The organism is Butyrivibrio sp. FCS006, from assembly GCF_000424525.1.
Lineage (GTDB): Bacteria > Bacillota > Clostridia > Lachnospirales > Lachnospiraceae > Butyrivibrio.
This window is the reverse complement of record NZ_KE384203.1, coordinates 376164-399206: the sequence shown is the minus strand read 5'-3', so window position 1 is coordinate 399206 and position 23043 is coordinate 376164. Positions and strand designations below refer to the sequence as shown.

Sequence of the window (23043 nt, the reverse complement as noted above, 5' to 3'; positions counted from 1 at the left end):
GGGACCATTTTGTGATATCATTTTTAGGGGAGGGTTACATATTATGGGACAAACTGATGAAAAAAGTATGATTGCCAGGGCCAGCGGCCTTAAGACGCAGGAGTATATCTGCTACGCATTGGGAGATGCAGGAGGATGTCTGGTGTTTGGACTTGTTACGTCGATTCTTCAGACGTATTACACGGATGTCCTGATTTTAAGTCCGTTCTTTATCATGGTGATGTTTGTGCTTACCAGGGTATGGGACGCTGTAAATGACCCTATTATGGGCAGAATTTGTGATACAGCACCTGTTTCAAAGCATGGAAGATACAGGGTGTGGTTTCTGAGGGTGGCATTTCCTCTGGCCATCGCTTCAATCCTTCTTTTTCTTAAATTCGACGGTTTCGGAACACCGGGTGATAATCTTCCTGCATATATTTATGCAACCATCACATATGTGGCGTGGGGTATGATCTACACTATGCTTCAGATTCCCTATGGCTCTCTTGCCACAGTTATTACCCTTGATGTAAAAGAAAGATCCAAGCTCTCTGTCTTCAGAGCAGTAGGTTCAGCACTGGGCAGCATGCCTGTCATGGTGCTTTCAATGCTCTGCTTTTCCACGGATAAGGCTACGGGAAAGTCTATTGTAAAGTATGATGTTCTTCTGACAGGCGTCATTGTCATGTCTGTGCTGTCTGTGATCTCGCTTCTTCTGGCATTTGCAGGTACAAAAGAAAGAGTAAAAACAGAGCCACAAAAGCATGAAAAAGGTGCTGCGTCAAAGGCCCTTAAGCTTATATTCAGGAACAAGGCCATGCTTTCTATTTCCGTTGTTGCAATGTTGCTCCTTGCAGGACAGATGTTCACTCAGAGCTATTATATTTATCTGATCAGATACTACTTCGGAAAGGGCGGAATCTTTGTATCCCTGCCAACCATTTTGACCTATATCCCAATGGCAATACTTATGCTTTTTACCCCAAAGCTTGCAAGGAAGTTTGGTAAAAAAGAGATTACCTCCGTTGGTATGATCATAGCTGCTGCAGCAAATTTCCTGATGTTTTTCTTGAAATTCCTGGATCCGGGAGCGGCCCTCATGCCTTTTATGGTTTTGTGTCTTATCTCCGGATTTGGTCTTAATCTCTTTGTGCTTCAGCTCTGGGCTATGGCGGGGGATGCCATAGATGAGATTGAAGTCAGCACCGGAAGTAAGGACAACGGTACTGCATATGCCTTCTTAAATTTCTTTAGAAAACTAGGTCAGGTTATTTCGGCGATAGCTGTAAATGCAGCCTTACTTGCAATGGGATATTATGACACTGCAAGCACTCTGGAATTTGTCTTTTCCGAAGGACAGCTTGATCTGATGTATGTTCTTGCAACCCTTATTCCGGCGGTAATGTTTGCGCTGATGGCAATTGCTTTGCTTTTCTGGTATCCACTCTCCAAGGAGAAGGTTGGTGAGCTTCAGAACCGGAAGGAAGACTATTTAAAGGGACAGGTCAGATGAGTAAATACATCGAAATAGACACAGATCTCGGTAGGATCCGGGGAAATGAAAGAGAAGAGTGTCTTGAGTTTTTGGGAATAAAATATGCTAAGGCCAAGAGATTTGAGTACGCAAAGCAGGTAGAGGGTTGGGATGGCACATACGATGCCACAGCTTTTGGAGATGCATGTTCCCAGTACAGGACCTACTTTCCGCATCTGGATGTTCCTGAGCGGAGATTCTATCACAGGGAATTCCGTGAAGGACTCGATTTTACCTACAGCGAGGACTGCTTAAATCTAAATATCTATGCACCCAAGAATGCACATAATGCACCGGTGCTGGTCTTTATACACGGAGGCGGATTTAATTCCATGGCCAACAGCGAGGGATATCTGGATGGCGAAGCCTATGCAAAGAGAGGGCTGATCCTTGTGTGCGTTAACTACCGCGTGGGTGTTTTCGGATATATGACACACAGGCAGATTCAGGATGAGTTTGGAAGAGATGGGAATTTTGGACTTGATGATATATTGGTTTCACTTAAATGGGTAAAGAGTCATATAGGCTCTTTTGGCGGAGACCCTGGTTGCATAACTGCCATGGGACAAAGCGCAGGTGCGATTTCATTGCAGTATCTTTGTCTGTCAGAGAAGGCTAAAGATCTTTTTGAACGAGCAATTATGATCTCAGGAGCAGGTCTTTTCCCAAAGATGGGACGACCGAAGGCATCTGCAGACACCCGTGGCTACTGGGAAGAAGTGATAAAACTCTCCGGTGCGACAAACTTTGATGAGTTTAAAGAGCTTGATGATAAGGCGGTTCTTGGTGCAGTTGAAGAGATTAAGAAAGTCCGAAAAGATAATACCGTCAACACACAGCCTGTTATTGACGGATATCTTCTGACGGAAAGCGTGGAAAAACTGATAGAAAAGCCACTTAAGCTTGATTACATGGCGGGAACTACAAGTAATGATATGTACAATGTTGTTTTGTATAACATGGCACGGAAGTTTATGGGAAAGGCCGGCGGATATCGCTACTATTTTGACATCGATGCCCCCGGCGATGACAATGGAGCATTTCATTCATCAGATTTAAGATACCTGTTCGGAACTCTTGAAAAGAGCTTTAGGCCATATGATGACAAGGATATGGAAATATCAGTTCTTATGATGGATTACATTGCAGATTTTGTGAAAACCGGAAATCCCAATGCTTCAGGGCGTCCTGTATGGAAGAGGGGAAAGAGTTGTCTTGTTATCTCAAAAAAAGGAATAAAGATGAAACGTCCGGACCCTGTAAAGCTGATAGTAAATACCTTCAGAGGAGACCCAAAATGAAATATGACCACAGATTTACTCTTAAAACCCGGGAGGAATCCACATTCCTTTTCAAGGAATCAGATATAAATGCAAGGCTTGATTTTTTCAAGGACATGGTCCGGGTGGCAATCTATAAAGACGGTACAAGGTTTTTTAACACCTTCTCAGTATGCCCGGATGGGGAGATGCCCTATGAGGGAAGGGATAAGTTATCTTGCAAAGGCCTTGCAGGTGAAAAAACACAGATGACTGAAGACGATGGTGGCTGGACATTCACCTTTGGCAGTCACAGGCTCTTTGTCCAAAAAAAGAATTTTCTGATCACCCATTACGAAGGCGGGGAAGCTCTGTTCAAGGACAGGGAATACATGGCATATAACCTTGAAGGCGAGCTGGGAAGAGGAGCCTGTCATTATCTTTCAAGACAGGAGGATGAGTACATCTTCGGGCTTGGAGATAAGTCAGGGGATGTCAACAAAAACGGAAGATGCTTTAAGCTGGGAACCACAGATTCCATGGGATTTGATGCAAGGTCATCGGACCCTTTGTATAAGCATGTTCCGTTCTATATCTGCAGGAATTCTGCAGGTTCATACGGGATTTACTATGACACATATTCTGACGGTGAGTTTAACTTTGGAAGAGAGCATGACAACTATTACTCACCCTTTAAGTCCTTCAGATGTGAGGAAGAGTATCTTGTCTATTATGTCTTTTACGGAAGCGTACCTGAGATACTTAGGAGTTTTGTCCGCTTGTCCGGAGGTACATTCCTTCCTCCGAAGTGGACGCTTAAATATTGCGGAAGTACAATGGCGTATACAGATGCCGATAATGCCGGAGAGCAGCTCGAGGGCTTCCTTGCGCTCTGCGAGAAATACGGCATTTCCCCCGGAGGCTTCTATCTGTCCAGTGGCTATACTCAGATTGGCGACAAGCGATATGTCTTTCATTGGAACACGGATAAGATCCCTTCGCCCGAGGGGCTTAGCAGGACCTTCAGGGATAAGGGTGTTGAGTTTCTGCCCAACATAAAGCCGTGCTTTTTGGATGATCACCCAATGTATGAGATGATCGCTGAGAACGGATGGTTTTTGAAAAACGGTGACGGGTCTCCTGCAAAGTTCCCTTTCTGGGGAGGAATGGGAAGTTATCTGGACTTTACCAATGAAAATGCGGCGAAGTTCTGGACAGAGTGCGTAAAAAAAGAACTGGCAGATAAGGGCTATTACAGCACCTGGAATGACAATAACGAGTATGATGTTCCTGATGAGGACGTATATGCCGATGGCTTTGGCAGGCCCATCAGAGCCAAGCTGATAAAGCCTTTGTTTTCATACCTGATGACAAGAGCAAGTCTAGAAGCGGCACCCGATATATCAAATAAGACAGCCGTATCAAGGTGCGGAATTGTTGGAACTTCAAGGATTGCATCCACCTGGACAGGAGATAACAGAACCAGCTTCGAGGATTTCAGATTTAACCATAAGATGGCAATGAACATGAGCCTTTCCGGCATCTACAACTTTGGTCAGGACATAGGCGGATTTGCCGGTCCCAAACCCTCCAAGGAGCTGTTCCTCAGATGGATCCAGTACGGAATCTTTACACCCAGGTTTGTGCTGCACTCCTGGAATACAGACGGAACTTCGAACATGCCCTGGCTGTATGAAGATGAGGTAGAGACTGTAAAGCGCCTCTTTGACCTGAGGGAAGCTCTCATACCATATCTTTACAGGCAGATGGAGATATCAGTTTCTGAGTGCACTCCGATAATATACCCAGTCTTTTTAGAAGATTCCGATTACGACCCTGAGAGCGATGTCTTTTTCTTTGGAAGAGATGTACTTGCATGCCCTGTGTTTGATGAGGGAGCTTCATCTGTTACCGTGACACTGCCGGGAGGTGAGTGGTGCCTGGTAAAAGAGCTTTCGGACAAGGGAGAAGTTCTTTTGGAATATAAAGGCGGTGATACTGTAGAGGTAGCCTGTACGATCAGGGATATCCCGGTGTTCTTTGTAAGAAAGGGAGCACAGGTTTTTGATAAGTGATATAATACGTGAATATGACGAAAGAAATAGAACTAATAAGAAGTAAACGAAAAACAATTTGCATAGAGATCACACCTGATGCACGAGTAATAGTCCGCGCTCCGAAGTACGCTTCAGTCAGTGAGATCAACCGCCTCATAGGAGAGAAGGCCGACTGGATCGATAAGCATTTGCGCAAGATGCAGGAGAAGCAAAAAGAGAGAGCAGAAGCGCCACAGCCAGAGCTGACCAAACAGGAGATAAAGCTCCTTACAACAAAGGCTAAGCGCATCATCCCTCAGAGAGTAAGGTATTACGCAAATCTAATGGGAGTGGAGTATGGACGGATAACCATAAGGATGCAAAAGAGCCGCTGGGGAAGCTGCTCAGGTAAGGGCAATCTTAATTTCAACTGCCTGCTGATGCGCACCCCGGATGAGATCATCGACTACGTGGTAGTGCACGAGCTCTGTCATTTAAAAGAGATGAACCATTCCCCCAGATTCTGGGCGGAGGTCGAAAAGATCTTTCCCGATTACAAGGAGAGAAGAAAGTGGCTCAAGGACCACGGCAATGAAATAACCACAGGTTGATGAAATAATCAGAGGCTGATGAAATAATCAGAGGTTGATGGAATATCAACAGGATAAAAAAAGGATGCAATGGCTGATCCGGGAGCTTGCTCTCAATCGGCCTGTTGCATCCTTATTTGTTGAACATGTATTTTTTATGTCTCAGCGTTAGTAAAGTAAGTAGTTGCCACAAAAAAATAGGCTATGTTCTTAAATTCGTTCCTTGGATTTGGCAATGAACAGAAATAGGCAAAAGATAGACTAAAGTTGAAATCGGTTTTTGATCCTGAGAGATGGATTTTCATGTGGTACATAAACCTCATTTTGGCTCTTTTAGAAAAGAAACATTCTTCTTTTAGAGTTTCTTAACAATGTTTATGAACTTAACAGAAATTAGGCCTGTTTTGTAATGTTTTTGTAATGCAAAAGGGAGTAGAATTTTATATGTGGTTTGAAACTTGCATTGCAAACGGAATTGCAATGTGTAATAGGTTAAGGAGCATGAAAACCGGTTAGGCTCCTGACCCAATGAAAAGGAGGTCTTTTATAATGAACTTAAAGTACAGATCAGTTTTAGCATTAGGAATGAGTGCTGCTATGATGATGCAGGCACCTATTGTTGCTTTTGCAGTGGACGCAGGGAACGTGCCTACAGATCAGTCCGGAAGTCAGGATACAACATCTACTACTACAATAACAGCAGGTGTTGAGACAAAAGATAATGGATTTGAAGTATATGGCATGGAGGGGGGTACAAAGATCAATTCTACATGCGGTCAAGGCTATCTGACATATCAAGGTGAAGCACCCGAGAGTGGAAGTTCAGGGAATACAATAGATGGTGATAACGCTTTTCAATTTGATACCGCCTACCCAAGTACAGGCAATATTCAGACTAAGATTTCTCATGCTGAAAGTGGTGATGAGGTCAAGATTACATATACTGTAACTAATAATTCAGGCACTGCAGTTAATGGGTTTAAAGTAGGATCAGCTGCTGACGCAAAAATAAATGGTAATGATGCTGCTCAGATAGGTTTCCTTAATGAAGGTGCCGGAATCTATATGCTGGATGATAGAACCGGCAAAGCATTTACTTTGTTACCTGCTGAAGAACAGTCGTTTGATGGTATTTGGTATGGCGATTATTCTGGATATCGCTCTCATGTTTTTGATAACAAAGATAAAAGCGATGCTGAAATGCAGAATAAAGACAGTGCGCTCGCATATTCATGGACTGTGAATTTAGGCACAGAGGATACAAATAAAACAGTAACAAGAACAGCTGTATTTAAAATCGGAAATATTGAGCTTAATCAGATTTCTTATGATCCCAACACAGGTGAAGGTGTTATAGCGGGCACAACAGTTGTAAATGGTTCAACAAAGAAAGTTGTTGTAAAGACTAATAATGGCGAAATGATAAAAGAAGGCTATAATTTCGCAGGATGGGGACTCTCATCTGATGCGGCAGCTGCCAGCTATCACGGCGGTGAAGAAATAGATTTGGGTATGTTAGGTAAAGATCTCAGACTCTATGCATTATGGCAGCTTATTAAAGCACAAGATCCTGATGTAACTATAGAAGAAGTTGAAGAGATGATTCAGGTTGAGGAGACAATCAGAGAAGCTGAGCCCCCTGTTAGCACAGAAGGAATTAACATCATCTCAACATCAGCAGGTAATGCACTTCCTACAACAGAGCTTGGAAATGCTGTAGCTGAAACAAAGACTGTAAGTTTGGAATTATCCAAGGTTACTCCTGAGCAGTATGTAGAAGTTATCAGAAATACTGTACAGTCTGTTCCTATGCAGGGTGTAGCAGTTATTGAGACAAATGAAGTAGCAACCTTTGACAGACATATTATCGAAGCAATGGCTGAGCGCCCTGACGTTTCATACACCATCGTATTCAAGGATGCCGGTGTTAAAAAGAAAGTAGTCATCCCTGCAGGCTTTGATGTATTATCTCTCCTTGATGAGAATGGCTACTGCGGATTCTTAAGACTTGCAGCAATGCTTGGCTTCACAATTATTGAATGATCTAGGGCAAACCTGTTCATACTTCATATAGCATCTACCTCAAGACTAGCTCACATGCATCAGCATGTGGGCTGGTTGAGGTTGTATAAAAGGGCAAATGAAACCAAGGTAAAATGAGTCAAAATGAAACATCCCCGATGACTCAAAATGAGTCAAAGTGAAACGTCCCCGGTGACTCACCGAAAGGCTGAACAGGAGCCTTCCACAATCAAAAACAGCTCCTGCCATAGCAGGAGCTGTTTGATTCATCCTATATTTACCAAATCCAATCAAGTCCAATTCAAATCAATCAAAGATTCTTGATCATTTCATCCCTTACGCTGTCATAGTGAGGACCAACGATACCGAAGTCCTTCTCCTTGTAAACCCAGAGGGCTCTGCCGATGCCGTATTTCTCGAAGGCATCGTGGATGTCCTTTATCCAGTTGATGGTTGAAGGATTAGCAGGAGCCTGGTCAATTACGCCGTACTCTCCGCAGTAGAGAGGAGCGTTGTTTTTAGTGGCAGCTTCTACAGCAGGCTCGAAGAGTTCTGCAAAGTAGTCAGCACCCATCTCCTTAACCTTCATCTGAAGGATTGCTCCTGCCCAGTCAGGGTCGAGGCCTTTGCTCTTTTCTGAGTACTCGGCTGTGGTTGCAGGATATTCAACCGTAATGTCTTTTGGCATATTGTCCATCCACCATGCTCTCTGATGTGTGAAGATCATGGGCTCGTAGCAGTGGAAGTTGTAAACTACGTGGTCATCCTTGGGAGGATTAAGGAAAGGTACGCTGCGAACGTTGTTGTAGCAAACACCGCCAACAACTACGTATGTATCAGGCGCATTCTTTCTGATAGTATCGATTGCCTTGTCAGCAATTGCGTTCCACTCGTCCTTGATATCAGGAGAGATAACCTCGTTCAAAAGCTCGAAGGCAACATCCTTCTGGCCTGCATATCTCTTGGAGATGCGATCCCACATCTGATAGAATCTCTTCTGAAGATCTTCGTTGTGAAAGAAGATCTCTTTGTCTCCGTTAACCTCAAGCGGATCGAATGTGTATCCGTATGTATTGTGCATGTCGATGAGGATATTGAGGCCAAACTCTCTGCACCACTTGATGCAGTTATCAACATAAGCATAGCCATCCTCGAGCATATCACCGTCTTCGCTCTCAATGACAATGTAGTCGATTGGGAGACGAACGTGATCACAGCCCCAACTTGCGATTCTCTCGATATCTTCTCTTCCGATGAAAGTATCGTAGTGCTGCTTTGTCTTTTCATCTGCCTGAGAGAGCCATCCTCCCAGGTTTACTCCCTTTTGGTAACCTTCGAATTTTCTCATAGACGTTTTCCCCTTATCTATATTGTGTAAATTTTCATTACGATCTAGTAACTGATCAATTCACTTCAATCCTAGCACGAAAACGTTTAAGTTGCACGTGAATTTTTGTGAAATTTTTATTAGCTTTTATTCTGTTTTCTGAACTGTAGAGGAGTCATGCCAAACTCCTTTTTAAAGCTGGCTGTCATGTTGCCGGGATAGGAAAATCCGCACTCCAGCGAGATATCCATCACTGACATATCTGTCGACAGAAGGAGATTCTGCACATGTTTTAATCTCGTAAGACACAGATACTCTGAGAAGGGCTTCCCCAGCTGGGCGCAAAAGAGCTTTGAGAAGTATGTCACGGAGTACCCGGAAACAGCAGCCACATCCTCGATCTTTAAACTCTTTTTATAGTTCTTTTCCACAAAATATACCGCTTCCATGATGGGCTCGGACAGCGCTTTGTTGTGGAGCACAGTCTTTTCCCGGGCGCTGCGCCCCTTGTCGTTTATCATAAGCAGAAGAGCATAGAAGAGGTGCTTCACCTTTAGCTGCGCAACACGCTCATCCTCGGGATTGTCGCATTTATTCAGGTGATCGTAGGCATCAAGAAGAGTCCTTGCAAGGGAAAAGAGCTCTTTCCTGTCCTCGTCATCAAACTCCTTTGGGAACTGCGCATAGAGATTATCGAGAAACTGAGCACCCAGGCTTTCCGTAAGCTCTTTTACATAATCAGGCGAAAACTTGATGAGGTAATTCTCGTAATAATCGGAAGATCCTGGGATTGTGCGATGATAGGCGTAGGGCGGCATTCCGTTGATAAAGCCCGCATGGAGCATGAAGGTCTTGGTAGGCGTTATGACCTTTCTGTCGCCGTGGATGATAAAACCCAGGGAATAGTGGTCAGAAGCCACTTCCATGGACGTCATCTCAAAGTCGGATGAGAGCATGCGGTATATGATTGTGAACTGTTTGCCCCGGGGCAGCGGAAGTGCCATAAAAGTGTCCTCCATGATAGTTTTACTTATTTGCTGTGACATTAATCATAGCATCAAAATGACATGATTTCATTATTTTTGACAGCATAAGGGAATAAAAACATAAGAAAATTATTAGATTATGAAGCACAATAGAGGCATGAAAACGAAGAAGATTGATATGACAAAAGGCAGCATAATACAGAATGTGATCCTGTTTGCGATTCCCATCGTCCTCGGAAACATTCTGCAGCAGCTGTATACAACGGTAGATACGCTGATAGTTGGGCAATATTGCGGTGATAAAGCCCTGGCGGCTGTGGGGACGAGCTCCCAGCCAGTGGAGGTTTTACTGTGCGTCTTTCTTGGAATCGGCACAGGCGCATCCATTCTTGTTTCGCAGCGGATCGGCGCAGGAGATGATAAGCGGGTAAAAGACATCGCTGAGGCCTCCGCTTCACTGGTCTATATGAGCGGAATTCCGATCGCGATACTGGGCTTTCTGCTGGCGCCGGCTATTCTACGGTTCATGGGCGTTCCGGAGGATGTAGAAGCAGCGGCCCTTATGTACACAAGAGTCGTGTTCCTTGGCGCTCTTGGAAATATCGGATACAACATGAATGCGGGAATCCTGCGAGGTCTTGGAGACAGCGTGGCTTCATTGTGGTTTTTGGTGGTTTCCTGTGTGACCAATATAATTCTTGATCTTTTGTTCGTTGCAAGGCTTTCAATGGATGTTCAGGGAGCGGCGCTTGCTACCGGAATTTCCATGTTTGTTTCCTGGATTGTAAGTGTCTTTTACATAAAAAAGAAATTTCCTGAGCTTTCATTTAGTTTCCTCCCAAGGGCTTTGAATATGCAGGAAATGAAGCAGATACTTACAATAGGTGTTCCCATCGGCCTCAACAACTCGCTGTTTTCCTTCGGGCATATGGCGATGCAGACTCTGGTGAATGCGCAAGGGTACCGGTTCATGGCCGGAGCTTCAGTGGCAGGGCGAATCACGGGTATCACCAATGTCGCCATTACTGCTGTATCTTCAGCAGCGTCCACTTTCTCCGGACAGAACTTCGGTGCTGAGAACTACGACAGATTAAGAGAAGGGTACATAAAAATACCGGCCCTGAACGGAATTGCAACACTGGCTCTTGGTCTCATGTTCATTTCCTTCAGAATGCCGATACTTGGATTTTTTACTCAGGATAAAACTGTGCTTATGTACGCCGGAAGATACGTGGTCGCTGTGCTTTTGTCCCAGTGGTGCTACGCGGTGTTTAACTGTATTTCAAACATCGTAAACGGCGTGGGATTTGTAAAGTACACGACTCTCATTAACCTCATGATGCTCTGGGCAGTCAGGATTCCCTGCGCGTATATCATAAACAGATTCTTTGACGGAACCTACATCATGCTGTGCTTCCCGGTATCCTTTGCTTTTGGAATGCTCTGCATGATCGGTTACTATGTCTTTTCCCCGAATTGGAAAAGGATCATTTCAAAAGGCGATTCGAATAAAGGTTTTGGTACTCCTTTGGGGACATACCGTACTCCTTACGGAAGGCTTTGAAAAAACTTGAATAATCTCTGAAACCAAAGCGCTCGTAGGCTGCTGTGATGCTCTCACCACCGGTGATTGCATTACGGCACTCCGAAAGGCGCTTTTTTATTATGTACTGATGGAGAGATACTCCTAAGGTGTCCTTGAACAGATGGGAGATGTAGTACTTGCTTACGTAGAACTGGCCTGCGATGTCATCAAGAGAGAGGGTGTCCTCAAGGTTACTCTCAACGTAGGAGAGAATGTTCTGGAAAAGAGAGAGCTCCTCCGATCCGCTTTCCTTGTGATCCTCGTCGTAGATGACTCTGTTGATGGTAAGGATCAGATCGCACAGGCACAGGTGTCGCGCAGCATCGGACCCGTATCGCTCGCTGGATATCTCCTCGAGAAGTCGCAGAAACTTGGACTCCACCTGGTGAAACTCCGCCGGCGGAAGGTGGTAGATGTATTTGTGAAAGGCCTCAGCCTTCTGAATCAGATACATGTAGTCCACGGACTCGTCCATGAGGCTCTGACAGCACTGTTTGCTGATCCAGAAAACAAACCTTCTGTAATTCTGGGAAGGATCGTTCATGAGAGCGTGATGCATGATTCCGGGAGGGACTATCATAAGGTCGCCCTGGGACATCTTGTGGCGCTCCACTTTGTCTTTTCCCGAGAAGATCTCCATGGTGATGTCCCCCTCGATGAAAAGGTAGCACTCGTAGTAGTTGTGGGCATGGGGACTCAAGGTCTTAAAGTCCCTGTCGGAGTAGTAAAAGACCTCGAAATCTGAGGATACCATGTATTGTCTTGAATTAAAGGATGAACGCAGTTTGTTTTTCATGCCATGATTGTACAACAACTTTTGCAAAGTTGGCAACAAGTAATTCTATTCTAAGTTTTCGACAGGAAGTTTATGCTAGGACCATAGAAACAAACGCTAAGTATTATTGTTTTTTATAGAAAAGGAGATTACGGATTATGGAAATGACACTTCGCTGGTACGGCAAGGAATTCGACACTGTTAAGCTTTGGCAGATCAGACAGATCCCCGGAGTTAAGGGAGTTATCACAACCCTCTACAACAAGCAGGCCGGAGAACTCTGGACACAGGATGAGATAAAGGCCCTTAAGGCAGATGTTGCTGCAGAGGATATGAAGATCTCAGGTATCGAGTCAGTCAATGTTTCAGATGCCATCAAGGCTGCAACCAAGGACAGAGACGAGCACATCGACAACTATATCAAGACTCTTGAGAACCTCGGTAAGGAAGACATCCACATGGTCTGCTACAACTTCATGCCTGTCTTCGACTGGACCAGAACAGAGCTTGCAAGGAAAAGAGCTGACGGCTCAACCGTACTTGCTTACACCCAGGAAGCAGTAGATGCCATCAATCCTGAGAAGATGTTTGAGTCAATTTCAGGTGAGATGAACGGCACTGTAATGCCCGGCTGGGAGCCTGAGAGAATGGCTCATGTAAAAGAGCTTTTTGAGCTTTACAGCGGAATCGATGAGGATAAGCTCTTTGAAAATATTGTTTATTTCCTTAAGGCAATCATGCCTGTCTGCAATAAATATGACATCAAGATGGCTATCCATCCCGATGATCCTGCATGGTCAGTATTCGGACTTCCAAGGATCATCAACAATGAGAAGAACATCTTAAAGCTTATGAAGGCAGTAGATGATGTACACAACGGTGTAACCTTCTGCTCAGGTTCATACGGAACCAGCCTTGAGAACGACCTTCCTCACATGATCAGAGCACTTGAGGGCAGGATCCACTTCGCACACGTAAGAAACCTCAAGTTCATCTCACCTACAAACTTTGAGGAGGCAGCTCACCTCTCATCAGATGGAACCTTCGATATGTACGAGATCGTTAAGGCTCTTTACGAGACAGGCTTTGACGGACCTATCCGTCCCGACCACGGAAGAATGATCTGGGGCGAAGTAGCAATGCCGGGTTACGGCCTCTACGACAGAGCCCTTGGTGCAACCTACATCAATGGCCTTTGGGAAGCTGTTGAAAAATCACATGAGAGAGGGGTTTGATCAATATGAAGCTGAATAAGGAATCAATTAAGAATAGTGAATGGAAAGAGAAGGGTTATTTTGTTCCTTCTTATGACAGAGAGAAGATGATAGCAAAGACTGTTGCTGAGCCTAAGTGGGTACACTTTGGTGCGGGCAATATTTTCAGAGCTTTTCAGGCTAATCTTTCTCAGAGAATGCTTGAGGAGGGCTTTGATGATACAGGTCTTACTGTAGTAGAGGGATTTGATTATGAGATCATTGAGAAGATGTACAGACCTCATGACAATCTTTCAATCCTGGTTACTCTCAAGGCTGACGGCAATGTTGAGAAGTCTGTTATTGCAAGTATTGCTGAGTCCTGCATTCTTGATTCTGCAAGAGCTGATGAGTTTGGAAGACTGAAGGAGATCTTTACAACTGATTCACTTCAGATGGCTACATTTACTATTACAGAGAAGGGCTATAGCCTTGTAAATGCTGCAGGTGAGACACTTCCTGCTGTTAAGGAAGATTTTGAGAACGGACCTGAGGCTCCAAAGAGCTATATCGGTAAGGTTGCATCTCTTTTGTATGCAAGATACAAAGCAGGCGAGAAGAAGATTGCAATGGTAAGCACAGATAACTGCTCACATAACGGAGACAAGTTATATGCAGCCGTTAGCTCTTTTGCCAAGGAATGGGTGCTTGCAGGCAAGGCAGATCCGGGATTTGAGGCATATATCGACGATGAGGACAAGGTAAGCTTCCCTTGGTCAATGATCGACAAGATCACACCAAGACCCGACGACTCAGTCAACGAGATCCTTAAAAAGGACGGCGTTGAGGAGCTTGAGCCCGTGGTTACTTCCATGAAGACCTGGGTTGCGCCTTTCGTAAATGCTGAGGAGAGCGAATATCTGGTTATCGAGGACAAGTTCCCTAACGGAAGACCTGCGCTTGAGAAGGTTGGCGTTATCTTTACCGAGAAGGAGACTGTTGATAAGGTTGAGAGAATGAAGGTTTGCACATGCCTTAATCCTCTTCACACAGCACTTGCTATTTACGGATGCGTTCTTGGATTTACCAAGATTTCAGACGAGATGAAGGATGAGAACCTCGTTAAGCTGGTCAAGGAAATCGGCTATGTTGAAGGTCTTCCTGTTGTTACAGACCCCGGTGTTATCAGCCCTAAGGAGTTCATCGATACAGTTGTTAATGTGAGAATCCCTAACGTGTTCATGCCTGATACACCACAGCGTATCGCCTGCGATACTTCACAAAAGCTCCCTATCAGATTTGGTGAGACAATCAAGGCTTATGCTGTTTCAGATACACTTGATGTCAATAACCTCAAGCTCATTCCACTGGTTCACGCAGGATGGCTGCGCTACCTCATGGGTGTTAATGATGAGGGCGCTTCATTTGAGCCAAGTCCTGATCCGATGCTTGAGAAGGCTCAGAGCTATGTTAAGGATATTGCTCTTGGTGAGAGCGACAGAAATAAGGTAAAGGCAGCAGTTCTGCCACTTCTTAAGGATGCTACCATTTTCGGAGTTGATCTTGAGGAGATTGGTCTCTCAGATAGAGTTATTGATTACTTTATGGAGCTCATCGCCTGCACAGGTGCTGTAAGAAAGACCCTTCAGAAATACTGCTGATAAACTTGAATTTACTGAATCATCAATGTAAAATAGTGAAGTATGAAAATTCAGTAAATGGAGGGAAAAAAGATGAAGATTTGTGCTAATTGCGGAACTCAGGTTCCTGATGATGCAGTATTTTGCAATAATTGTGGAAGTGCTTTGACAGACAGTGCGCCTGCTCCTACACCTGCTCCTGAAGCCGGTCAGGCAGCTCCTACACCTGCTCCTGTTCCTACACCTGCTCCACAGCCCGGATTCCAGCCTCAGCAGGGCTTCCAGCCACAGCCTGGATTCCAGCCACAGCCCGGATTCCAGCAGTACCAGAAGTTTGATCCAAGCGATCACACAGCAGAGTTTGATGCTAAGGATATCGCAGACAACAAGTTGTTTGCAGCTCTTCCTTACTTCTTCTCATGCCTTGTTGGTATTCTTGCAGGAATCTATGTAAAGGATTCAGAGTTCATCAAGTTCCACACCAAGGTAAACATCCAGTATGACATTGCAGGAATTCTTGCTCTGTTGTTCTTCATTGTTCCTATCGTAGGTTGGATCGTTGGTGGCGTTTTGGAGATCATTATCCTTGTATGCAGAATCATCTCTATCGTATATGTATTCCAGGGCAAGGCTAAGGACGCTCCACTTGTTGGATCAATCGGATTCCTAAAGTTTGGAAAGTAATTAAAGATGGGACTGCGAAGTGTAACGCTTCGCAGTCTTTTTTGTTCCTGCTGATGCGTGTCGCTGTGCCGATTGCTAATGTGCGTAAAAACACGTAATTCTTATGACTTTCTTAAGATTTGCGATAGATTTTCTTAAGATTGCAGCAAACCTATTTACAAGTATTTTTTTAGATGATATTGTGGCCTAGGTGAAACGGAGAACATAGTTCTGCTCCTTTCGGAGCAATCACTTCAGGATTTTGCATCTGGGGTTTCCAGGCAGGATCCGTGGCATGCAGCGTGTCGAATTCGCTGTTTCTTTGCCGGGTGATATCTTCAAACAATAAACATGTAGGAACCATCTTTGGGTGCGTTTGCTGCAATTTCTGCAGCGTTCTTTTACTTGCCTTTTTTGTGGGCTTTTGGCGACCCGGACGTGATTTTATTAGAGTCATGTGCCGGGGGATGTGGCGCCATGGCTGCGTGGGATGAGGTTCTGTGCCGGGTTCCGGGATAAGTGTCTTCTGGTTCCTACATGTTTGTTGGAATTTCTTTTTGAAGGATGTTTTATGGCCTTTTTACCTGTTTTGCGGACTGAAGTTGTGCACAGGCGCATCTTGGGCCGACATATTTCACTGATACGATTCACTTTTTAGAGAGTGTGTCGGACTAGAAGTTCACTCCATTTAAATCAAGCCGACAGAATCAAGCTGAAAATGTCTTTTGCAAATAAGAAATCGGACTGCTTCATGACGAGCAGAAATACAGTCCGATACAGTTCGCGTGTCATATCGGACTAATACAAACTCATTAGTTATATGGGCCGACAAAGCAATGAATCGATCAAGTATTATACCTGATTACTGCGGACTGATTTCATTCTAATCTCTTCTTAGTCCTACAAATCCACAAATATGAAATAAATAAATCCCAAATACCAAAGGAGCAAAAATAATTGAATCACGAATACATACAAGCTTTGCAAAATAGAAAACAAGAGCTCTCGAAGGCACTCAAATGTGCCGAAGCAGATTTAAAGCATGCGCCTGAGGGCAGGATCAGGGCATCCCAAAACGGTAATGGATTTCAGCAGTTTTATCATGTTACGAACGAGACCGGCTTTAGCGGGAAGTACATGAATGCAAAGAGCAAACCTCTTGTATCAGCTCTGATTCAAAAGGAATACGATGGAGTTTTTTTGCAAAGAGGCAGGAAAGAAATTGAGCTAATCGATAATTTGATTGAATTCCTGAGCAAAGAGCTAGCTGAAAAGTCTGAGGAAGAATTACATAAAAGCAAAAGAAAGTATATTTCCCCTTATATACTTGATGAAAAATCCTACGCCGAATCATGGCAAAACGAATCATTTATAGCCAGCACCTACAAACCCGAGGAAAAGATATATCCAACCAATAAGGGTGATATGGTCCGCTCAAAATCAGAAGAACTGTTGGCGGATATGTATTACGACTTGGGGATTCCATACAGATATGAGTGTAAGCTGGTTTTAAAGGATGGCAGAGCCAAGTATCCTGATTTTACTTTGCTTGATGTAAAGAGGCGAAGAGTGATTTATCACGAGCATTTGGGAGTTCTGGAAGATGATGAATATAGAGCCAAAAATTTGATCAAACTTAATGATTACAGCAAGAGCGGAATCTATTTTGGCAAGAATTTGCTCATGACGTTTGAAACGGAGTATTGCCCTCTTAATATCAAGTACATTAGGGAAAATGTTATGGAGATGTTTGTGCTATAATACCACCATGAACGTAAATTCTTCACTCGATTTCCTTAATATGATAAAGACACCCTCGACTAGTCCGAGGACCAAGGCTACTCAGCCGGCGCCGGAGCCAAAGCCAACTGCTGAAACAAAGACAGTTGCTGCGTCAAAACCAGTATCAGCACCTTTCGTGCCTGATTCATCAAAAGACATGATCGCGGTCATCGACACAGAGACCAACTGGCGTGACGAAGTCATGTCCCTGGGCGTAGCGCTTGCAGATGCCGAGACGTTTGCCTTACTTGGTAAAAGATATTACATCTTTAATCCTGAGTGCCGCGTAGGCGGAATGTTTTCCGGAGTTATGTACAAGACAGACGCAAAAGCCATCACTTGTACAAGAGATGAGGCTATGGCAGACATTGGCCAATTTCTGATGGATAGTGGCATCAGCAGGATATTTGCCTATAATGCCAAGTTCGATCTGGGCCATCTTCCTGAACTCTGCGGTTTTGAATGGTTTGACATCATGAGGATAGCAGCTTATCGTCAGTACAACAAATTTATTCCCGAGACTGCACCTTGCTGCAAAACCGGACGCCTTAAGACTAACTACGGCGTTGAGCCCATAATGCACATGCTAACAGGCAATGGCGGGTATCGCGAGACTCACAACGCAGTAAATGACGCCTGCGATGAGCTTAAGATAGTGGAACTTCTTGCACTTCCACTTGATGTGTATGAGTGCGCGAGAATATGATTTGGAGCATAGATTTTGCATAACACAAAATCTATGCTTTTTTTATGACAAATCACAATATATGGGATATAATTAAAATAGTGTAATGTTGTTTGCGAAAAATAGTACAACAACCCTAATGTTATTAGGTCTAAATGCCGATATAACTAGTGGGCACGGATGCCGTTATGGATTTCCTCAGGATGAGATCAGAACCTACAAGGGGGTTATGATATGGCAAAAACAGCTGCGCTTCGCCAAGAAGCTCTGCAGAATATCACCGGACGAAAGATCATTGAGCTCAATTATCAGGAAATCTATGACCATAAGCCCAACATCTATAAATGGATCAAAAGAGCTTTTGACGTAATTGCTGCGTCAATCGCCCTTATCTTACTTTCTCCAATATTTTTAATCACAGCCTTGGCAATCATAATGGAAGACGGAGGCCCTGTGTTCTTTACCCAGCAAAGAGCCGGTCAAAACATGAAGAGTTTCAAAATCTATAAATTCAGAAGCATGTACAGAAACGCAGAATCTCAGTTTGAGCGCATGCAGGCTCAGAATGAGCAGACCGGTCATGCTTTCAAGATCAAAAATGACCCTCGTATCACTCATGTTGGAAGATTCATCAGAAGATACTCAATAGATGAGCTTCCTCAATTATTCAACATCATTAAAGGTGACATGAGTATTGTCGGACCCAGACCTATTCTTTATCATCAGATGGAAGAGTGCAACGGCTTTGAAAAACAGCGACTCATCGTAAAGCCCGGTCTTACCTGCTATTGGCAGGTGTGTGGCAGAGCCAAGATCAAATGGGATAAATGGGTTGAGTTAGATCTTCAGTACATTGAAGACATGAGTATTGCAAAAGACATTGAGCTGATCCTGAGAACTTTCCCAGCTGTATTTGGTAAGGATGGAGCATACTAATAACTAATAAAATAACATATGATGTAAAGCGTAGATATGATACAAAATCTACGCTTTTTTCTATGACAAAGTACTAGATATAGATTATAATATTACTATCTAATGTATTATTGGACATAATACTTTTTGCTGGAGAAAACTTGTGAAAGAGCAATTGTTTAAAATAATATATTTCTTTGCAGAGAAGGGAAAGCATTCAGGCGTTAAAAGAGTTTCATTAAGAGCAAAACTATTCCCGATATACAGATTTGTATGCAAAATCTTATATAGATGCTTTGGGTACCTATATCTATATCATGTAGAAATACCAGTTACTCAGAGGTGCAATCTGCGTTGTAAGCACTGTGTGTTTATGATGCCGTATTTTGAGAAACCTGTGGATTTTAGTATCGATAAAACCATTCAATACATGAAATGTCTGTTGGATTGTATTGATGCTGTTCAAATTCTTAGAATCTTAGGCGGAGAACCATTCCTTTATCGAGACTTGGGAGCTGTTGTGGAAGAAGCTATAAATTCAACAAAAGTAAGAACTGTTGAGATTGTGACGAATGGAACAATTATCCCTCCCAGTGAAATGCTTGAATTATTAAAGAATCCCAAACTGAAGATTCAAATCAGTGATTATGGAAAATTGTCAAGAAATAGGGATCAAATAAAAGCGCTTTGTGATAAACATGGAATTAACTGTGTAATACGCGGATCAGATGAGAAGAATTGGTTTGATGCCGGTAATCTCCATTTCAGAGGAAGAAATAGCAAGGATTTAAAAAAGCAGTTTAAAAGATGCGGAGAAATCTGTAGAAATCTGCATGATGGGAAGTTGTATTTCTGCCCCAGAGCTGCATTTGGGACAAAGCTTGGAATTCCTGATGTTGAAAGTGATTATGTTGACTTTACTAAAGAAAAAGAAAGAAAACAGCTTAGAAATGAAATATATAATCTGAATCAAAGAAGATTTATTTTAGCTTGTAACTACTGTAATGAAGGAACAGATGAATATGTTCCTATTCCTGTTGCGGAACAGTTGGAAGGAAAGAAAGCAAATCATGAAGAGAATTCTACTACTAGGTAATTGCCATTTTACTATTGTAAGATTTAGAAAAGAATTAATTATCAAGTTGGTAGAATTAGGATATGATGTCTGGATCTCATTTCCGAATTTTTCGCAGGGAGAGAAGGAAAGTGGAGAAGATGCAGCCAAGAGATTGGGGTGTAATTTTCTGGAGTTTAAAATGCTCAGAAGAAGTGCCACAGTTCTTAAAGAGCTTAATACCATTAACGAGTGTCGAAGACTGATAAAGGAGATTTCCCCTGATGTTATCCTTACATATACCATAAAACCCAATATTTACGGTGGCTTAGTGGCGCATAGATTTGGAATCCCTTATTTTATGAATGTAACTGGTTTGGGATCTGGATTTAACAAGGGTGATGCGCTATCAAAAATCCTGATTAAGCTCATGAAATTCTGTATGAATCGAGCTGAGAATGTCTTTTTCCAAAACGAGGAAAACATAGATTTCTTTAAATCCGCTGGCTATACGAAGAATAATTATGAATTGATTCCGGGCTCCGGAGTTAATCTTGAGGAGTTTAAGCCTTTACCATATAAGAAAGAGGGATTCTACTTTTTATATCTCGCAAGAGTGATGAAGGAAAAGGGAATAGATGAATTTCTTGCACTAGCTAATGATTTCAAAGATAATCACAGTGTGGAATTCCATGTGTGCGGAGATATGGAAGAGGATTATGATGAGATAATACGCGATTATGCAGCAAGATCAATAATTCAGTACCATGGAACAGTAGAGAATGTTGTTGATTATCTTGCCATGGCAAGCGCAGTAATACATCCATCCTATTATAACGAAGGCATAAGTAATACTTTGTTAGAGGCTGCAGCTTCAGCAAGACCAATAATCACTACAAACCATCCTGGATGCAGAGAGGTTGTTATTGATGGAAAAACAGGATTTCTGTTTGAAAAGCAGAATATAGAGGATTTACGAAAAAAGGTTAAGAAATTTATTTTGTTATCAGTGGATGAGCGTAAAAACATGGGTATAGAAGGAAGACGATTGGTTGAAGAAAAATACAATCGAAAACAAGTTGTGGATAAGTATTTAGAGTACATATCAATATGAATATTAAAAAAATTATAAAAAGCAGAGAAGATAGAAATGCACTGATGATAATGCTTAAGCCGATACCAGATAAGAGCTTTCTTAAGTTAATGTTCTGGCTTAGGATGGGTAAGCAACTTGATTTAGATAACCCTAAAACATTCAATGAAAAATTGCAGTGGCTTAAGATAAATGATAGGAATCCAGTATATATAAAAATGGTAGACAAATATGAAGCAAAAAGTTATTTTGCTTCAGTTATTGGATCTGAGCATATAATCCCAAACTATGGTGTATGGGAGAGTTTTGAAGATATAGATTTTAATATGTTGCCGCAAAGTTTTGTGTTAAAGTGCACACATGATTCAGGAAGTGTTATTATTTGCCGTGATAAAAATGCTTTTGACTATGAAGAGGCACGCAAAAAGATTACAAGATCATTAAAACAGAATTATTTTTGGGTAGGAAGAGAGTGGCCGTATCGATACATTAAGCCAAGAATAATCGCAGAAGAGTTGTTAAGCGATAGCACCGGAATTATTGATTATAAGTTTTATTGTTTTAATGGAAATCCCCAGTTCTTATACATTTCTAGAGGACTTGATAATCATGAAACTGCTGAAATTGATTATTTAAAGTTGGACTGGACTAGGGAATCATTTAGCAGGAACGATTATAGAAGGTTTAGTATTCTGCCAGATAAGCCACAAAATCTTGATGAAATGATTGAGATTTCAAAGAAAATTGCGAAAGGAAAAAGGTTTGTCAGAGTAGACCTCTATAATATTACGGGGAAAATATACTTTAGTGAGATTACTTTTTTTCCAGGAAGTGGATTCACAAGGTTTGATCCAGAGAAAAGTGACTTGTTATTAGGAGAAGCTATGCATCTATAGCACTGATTTTCTGATCCGTACAGGGGTAACATTTGTTGAAAGGAATTTCTGCTAAAGTGAATGAATTGGTTTCTGTTATTGTTCCAGTATTTAATGTTGAAAAGTTTGTTGGCAACTGTATTGATAGCATATTGGGGCAAACATATACAAATTTTGAATTGATTTTAATTGATGATGGCTCCACTGATTTAAGTGGAGTAATATGTGATGATTATGCCAAAAAAGATAACAGAATTAGTGTGATTCATCAGAAGAATAAAGGTTTGTCAGAAACAAGAAATGTTGGGATTAGAGAATCAAAAGGGGCTTATATACAATTTGTTGATAGTGATGATTGGATTTCCAAAGATGCGTTGTCAAGCGCATTAAGAGATATAAAGAAATACGATGCTGACATTTTATGCTTTCGTGCATTGTATGTCTATGCTGATAAAATAAGGCATACGAAGAAAGTGAACTATCGAGTTAAAGTGCTGAACAGAGAAGAAGCTTTGAGTGTGCTGTATTTTCCACAGTTGGTTGATGTGATAACGTGGAATAAATTCATGAAAAGAGAAGTCCTTGAAGGAATTATATATCCTAAAGGCAGATTATATGAGGATATGTATACTACATATAAGATAATAGCTAACGCAGATAGAATTGTTTGCGTAAGCGATGAATACTATTATTACAGGAAAAATCCTGAATCTATTGGGAATAGGAAATTCTCTTCCAAGACATATGAATTGTCAAATGCAGCAAAAGAGTGTTTTGACTATTGCAACTTGGTGCCTGGTACAGATAAAAATGCATTAAAAGTTGGACTATGGAAATGGCAAATAGTGGTTGCCAATATTATGGCTAAATCAAATGAAAATGACGCAACATATATTAAAAGAACTCAAAAGGATATAGACATTTTAGAAGTTATGCAATGTAGGCATTTACCAATAATTAACAAAATACAGATGCTAATATTTAAATACAACTATTCTGTTTATCAGTTTTTGTATATGCAATATTTTAGTACGCGGAGAATGTGAT

At 42.4% G+C, this 23043-nt stretch carries 19 protein-coding genes; 16 read left to right on the top strand and 3 right to left on the bottom strand.

The annotated features are described in order from the left end of the window. The first annotated feature begins 43 nt into the window (after positions 1-43). The 5 genes from G633_RS0108930 (at position 44) to G633_RS0108910 (ending at position 7444) form a co-directional block, all read left to right on the top strand. Entirely contained in the window at positions 44-1495 is a 1452-nt protein-coding gene (locus G633_RS0108930) for an MFS transporter (protein ID WP_026519713.1), read from the top strand. Next, positions 1492-2817 (top strand): carboxylesterase family protein, encoded by a 1326-nt coding sequence (locus tag G633_RS17955; RefSeq protein ID WP_051200084.1) that lies wholly within the window; start codon positions 1492-1494, stop codon positions 2815-2817. The genes G633_RS0108930 and G633_RS17955 overlap by 4 nt, the downstream gene beginning before the upstream one ends. Next, positions 2814-4850 (top strand): TIM-barrel domain-containing protein, encoded by a 2037-nt coding sequence (locus tag G633_RS17950; protein ID WP_051200082.1) that lies wholly within the window; start codon positions 2814-2816, stop codon positions 4848-4850. The genes G633_RS17955 and G633_RS17950 overlap by 4 nt, the downstream gene beginning before the upstream one ends. Before the next feature lie 14 nt (positions 4851-4864). Beyond that, positions 4865-5422 carry a M48 family metallopeptidase gene (locus G633_RS0108915; RefSeq protein ID WP_022770605.1) on the top strand — a complete coding sequence of 186 codons (558 nt, stop codon included), beginning with the start codon at positions 4865-4867 and terminating at the stop codon, positions 5420-5422. Between the two features lie 528 nt (positions 5423-5950). Then, on the top strand, positions 5951-7444 hold the full coding sequence (locus G633_RS0108910; RefSeq protein WP_026519712.1) for an InlB B-repeat-containing protein: 1494 nt from the start codon (positions 5951-5953) through the stop codon (positions 7442-7444). A gap of 289 nt (positions 7445-7733) precedes the next feature. On the opposite strand, the gene G633_RS0108905 is transcribed toward G633_RS0108910, so the two are convergent. Together G633_RS0108905 and G633_RS19280 are read right to left on the bottom strand one after the other, a co-directional pair. Continuing rightward, positions 7734-8771, bottom strand: coding sequence for a glycoside hydrolase family 5 protein (locus G633_RS0108905; RefSeq protein ID WP_026519711.1), 1038 nt, complete (start codon positions 8769-8771; stop codon positions 7734-7736). A gap of 119 nt (positions 8772-8890) precedes the next feature. Then, on the bottom strand, positions 8891-9754 hold the full coding sequence (locus G633_RS19280) for an AraC family transcriptional regulator (RefSeq protein ID WP_026519710.1): 864 nt from the start codon (positions 9752-9754) through the stop codon (positions 8891-8893). Between the two features lie 139 nt (positions 9755-9893). Here G633_RS19280 and G633_RS17940 point away from each other — a divergent pair, with 139 nt between their 5' ends. Continuing rightward, the gene (locus tag G633_RS17940) at positions 9894-11300 is read left to right on the top strand and encodes an MATE family efflux transporter (protein ID WP_051200081.1); all 1407 of its coding nucleotides are present in this window, start codon (positions 9894-9896) and stop codon (positions 11298-11300) included. Here the strand turns inward: G633_RS17940 and G633_RS0108890 are convergent. Beyond that, on the bottom strand, positions 11224-12117 hold the full coding sequence (locus tag G633_RS0108890; protein WP_081647167.1) for an AraC family transcriptional regulator: 894 nt from the start codon (positions 12115-12117) through the stop codon (positions 11224-11226). The genes G633_RS17940 and G633_RS0108890 overlap by 77 nt on opposite strands. 137 nt (positions 12118-12254) lie before the next feature. Between G633_RS0108890 and uxuA the strand changes: the two genes are divergently transcribed. From uxuA to G633_RS17935, 10 genes are all read left to right on the top strand, one after another. Beyond that, positions 12255-13331 carry a mannonate dehydratase gene (gene uxuA, locus G633_RS0108885; protein WP_022764414.1) on the top strand — a complete coding sequence of 359 codons (1077 nt, stop codon included), beginning with the start codon at positions 12255-12257 and terminating at the stop codon, positions 13329-13331. Between the two features lie 5 nt (positions 13332-13336). After that, positions 13337-14950 (top strand): mannitol dehydrogenase family protein, encoded by a 1614-nt coding sequence (locus G633_RS0108880; protein WP_026519708.1) that lies wholly within the window; start codon positions 13337-13339, stop codon positions 14948-14950. A 72-nt stretch (positions 14951-15022) separates the two neighbouring features. Then, positions 15023-15613 (top strand): zinc-ribbon domain-containing protein, encoded by a 591-nt coding sequence (locus G633_RS0108875; RefSeq protein WP_026519707.1) that lies wholly within the window; start codon positions 15023-15025, stop codon positions 15611-15613. Between the two features lie 936 nt (positions 15614-16549). Continuing rightward, on the top strand, positions 16550-17353 hold the full coding sequence (locus tag G633_RS0108870; protein WP_026519706.1) for a hypothetical protein: 804 nt from the start codon (positions 16550-16552) through the stop codon (positions 17351-17353). 7 nt (positions 17354-17360) lie between these two features. After that, positions 17361-18080 (top strand): hypothetical protein, encoded by a 720-nt coding sequence (locus G633_RS0108865; protein ID WP_242838853.1) that lies wholly within the window; start codon positions 17361-17363, stop codon positions 18078-18080. A 213-nt stretch (positions 18081-18293) separates the two neighbouring features. Further along, complete coding sequence (locus G633_RS0108860) at positions 18294-18995, top strand: sugar transferase (RefSeq protein WP_081664734.1); 702 nt, start codon at positions 18294-18296, stop codon at positions 18993-18995. Positions 18996-19137: 142 nt separating this feature from the next. Further along, positions 19138-20070 carry a radical SAM protein gene (locus G633_RS0108855; protein WP_026519703.1) on the top strand — a complete coding sequence of 311 codons (933 nt, stop codon included), beginning with the start codon at positions 19138-19140 and terminating at the stop codon, positions 20068-20070. Further along, positions 20045-21142, top strand: coding sequence for a glycosyltransferase family 4 protein (locus tag G633_RS0108850; RefSeq protein ID WP_026519702.1), 1098 nt, complete (start codon positions 20045-20047; stop codon positions 21140-21142). The genes G633_RS0108855 and G633_RS0108850 overlap by 26 nt, the downstream gene beginning before the upstream one ends. Beyond that, entirely contained in the window at positions 21139-22017 is an 879-nt protein-coding gene (locus G633_RS0108845; protein ID WP_026519701.1) for an ATP-grasp fold amidoligase family protein, read from the top strand. Before G633_RS0108850 ends, G633_RS0108845 begins: the two co-directional genes overlap by 4 nt. Before the next feature lie 35 nt (positions 22018-22052). Further along, positions 22053-23042 carry a glycosyltransferase family 2 protein gene (locus G633_RS17935; RefSeq protein WP_051200079.1) on the top strand — a complete coding sequence of 330 codons (990 nt, stop codon included), beginning with the start codon at positions 22053-22055 and terminating at the stop codon, positions 23040-23042. Position 23043: the final 1 nt, after the last annotated feature.

What these genes read in the sequence shown, in the direction of transcription:
- G633_RS0108930 (WP_026519713.1), top strand. Translation starts at nt 44, where the DNA reads ATGGGACAAACTGATGAAAAAAGTATGATTGCCAGGGCCAGCGGCCTT.
- G633_RS17955 (WP_051200084.1), top strand. Translation starts at nt 1,492, where the DNA reads ATGAGTAAATACATCGAAATAGACACAGATCTCGGTAGGATCCGGGGA.
- G633_RS17950 (WP_051200082.1), top strand. Translation starts at nt 2,814, where the DNA reads ATGAAATATGACCACAGATTTACTCTTAAAACCCGGGAGGAATCCACA.
- G633_RS0108915 (WP_022770605.1), top strand. Translation starts at nt 4,865, where the DNA reads ATGACGAAAGAAATAGAACTAATAAGAAGTAAACGAAAAACAATTTGC.
- G633_RS0108910 (WP_026519712.1), top strand. Translation starts at nt 5,951, where the DNA reads ATGAACTTAAAGTACAGATCAGTTTTAGCATTAGGAATGAGTGCTGCT.
- G633_RS0108905 (WP_026519711.1), bottom strand. Translation starts at nt 8,771, where the DNA reads ATGAGAAAATTCGAAGGTTACCAAAAGGGAGTAAACCTGGGAGGATGG.
- G633_RS19280 (WP_026519710.1), bottom strand. Translation starts at nt 9,754, where the DNA reads ATGGCACTTCCGCTGCCCCGGGGCAAACAGTTCACAATCATATACCGC.
- G633_RS17940 (WP_051200081.1), top strand. Translation starts at nt 9,894, where the DNA reads ATGAAAACGAAGAAGATTGATATGACAAAAGGCAGCATAATACAGAAT.
- G633_RS0108890 (WP_081647167.1), bottom strand. Translation starts at nt 12,117, where the DNA reads ATGAAAAACAAACTGCGTTCATCCTTTAATTCAAGACAATACATGGTA.
- uxuA (WP_022764414.1), top strand. Translation starts at nt 12,255, where the DNA reads ATGGAAATGACACTTCGCTGGTACGGCAAGGAATTCGACACTGTTAAG.
- G633_RS0108880 (WP_026519708.1), top strand. Translation starts at nt 13,337, where the DNA reads ATGAAGCTGAATAAGGAATCAATTAAGAATAGTGAATGGAAAGAGAAG.
- G633_RS0108875 (WP_026519707.1), top strand. Translation starts at nt 15,023, where the DNA reads ATGAAGATTTGTGCTAATTGCGGAACTCAGGTTCCTGATGATGCAGTA.
- G633_RS0108865 (WP_242838853.1), top strand. Translation starts at nt 17,361, where the DNA reads ATGAACGTAAATTCTTCACTCGATTTCCTTAATATGATAAAGACACCC.
- G633_RS0108860 (WP_081664734.1), top strand. Translation starts at nt 18,294, where the DNA reads ATGGCAAAAACAGCTGCGCTTCGCCAAGAAGCTCTGCAGAATATCACC.
- G633_RS0108850 (WP_026519702.1), top strand. Translation starts at nt 20,045, where the DNA reads ATGAAGAGAATTCTACTACTAGGTAATTGCCATTTTACTATTGTAAGA.
- G633_RS0108845 (WP_026519701.1), top strand. Translation starts at nt 21,139, where the DNA reads ATGAATATTAAAAAAATTATAAAAAGCAGAGAAGATAGAAATGCACTG.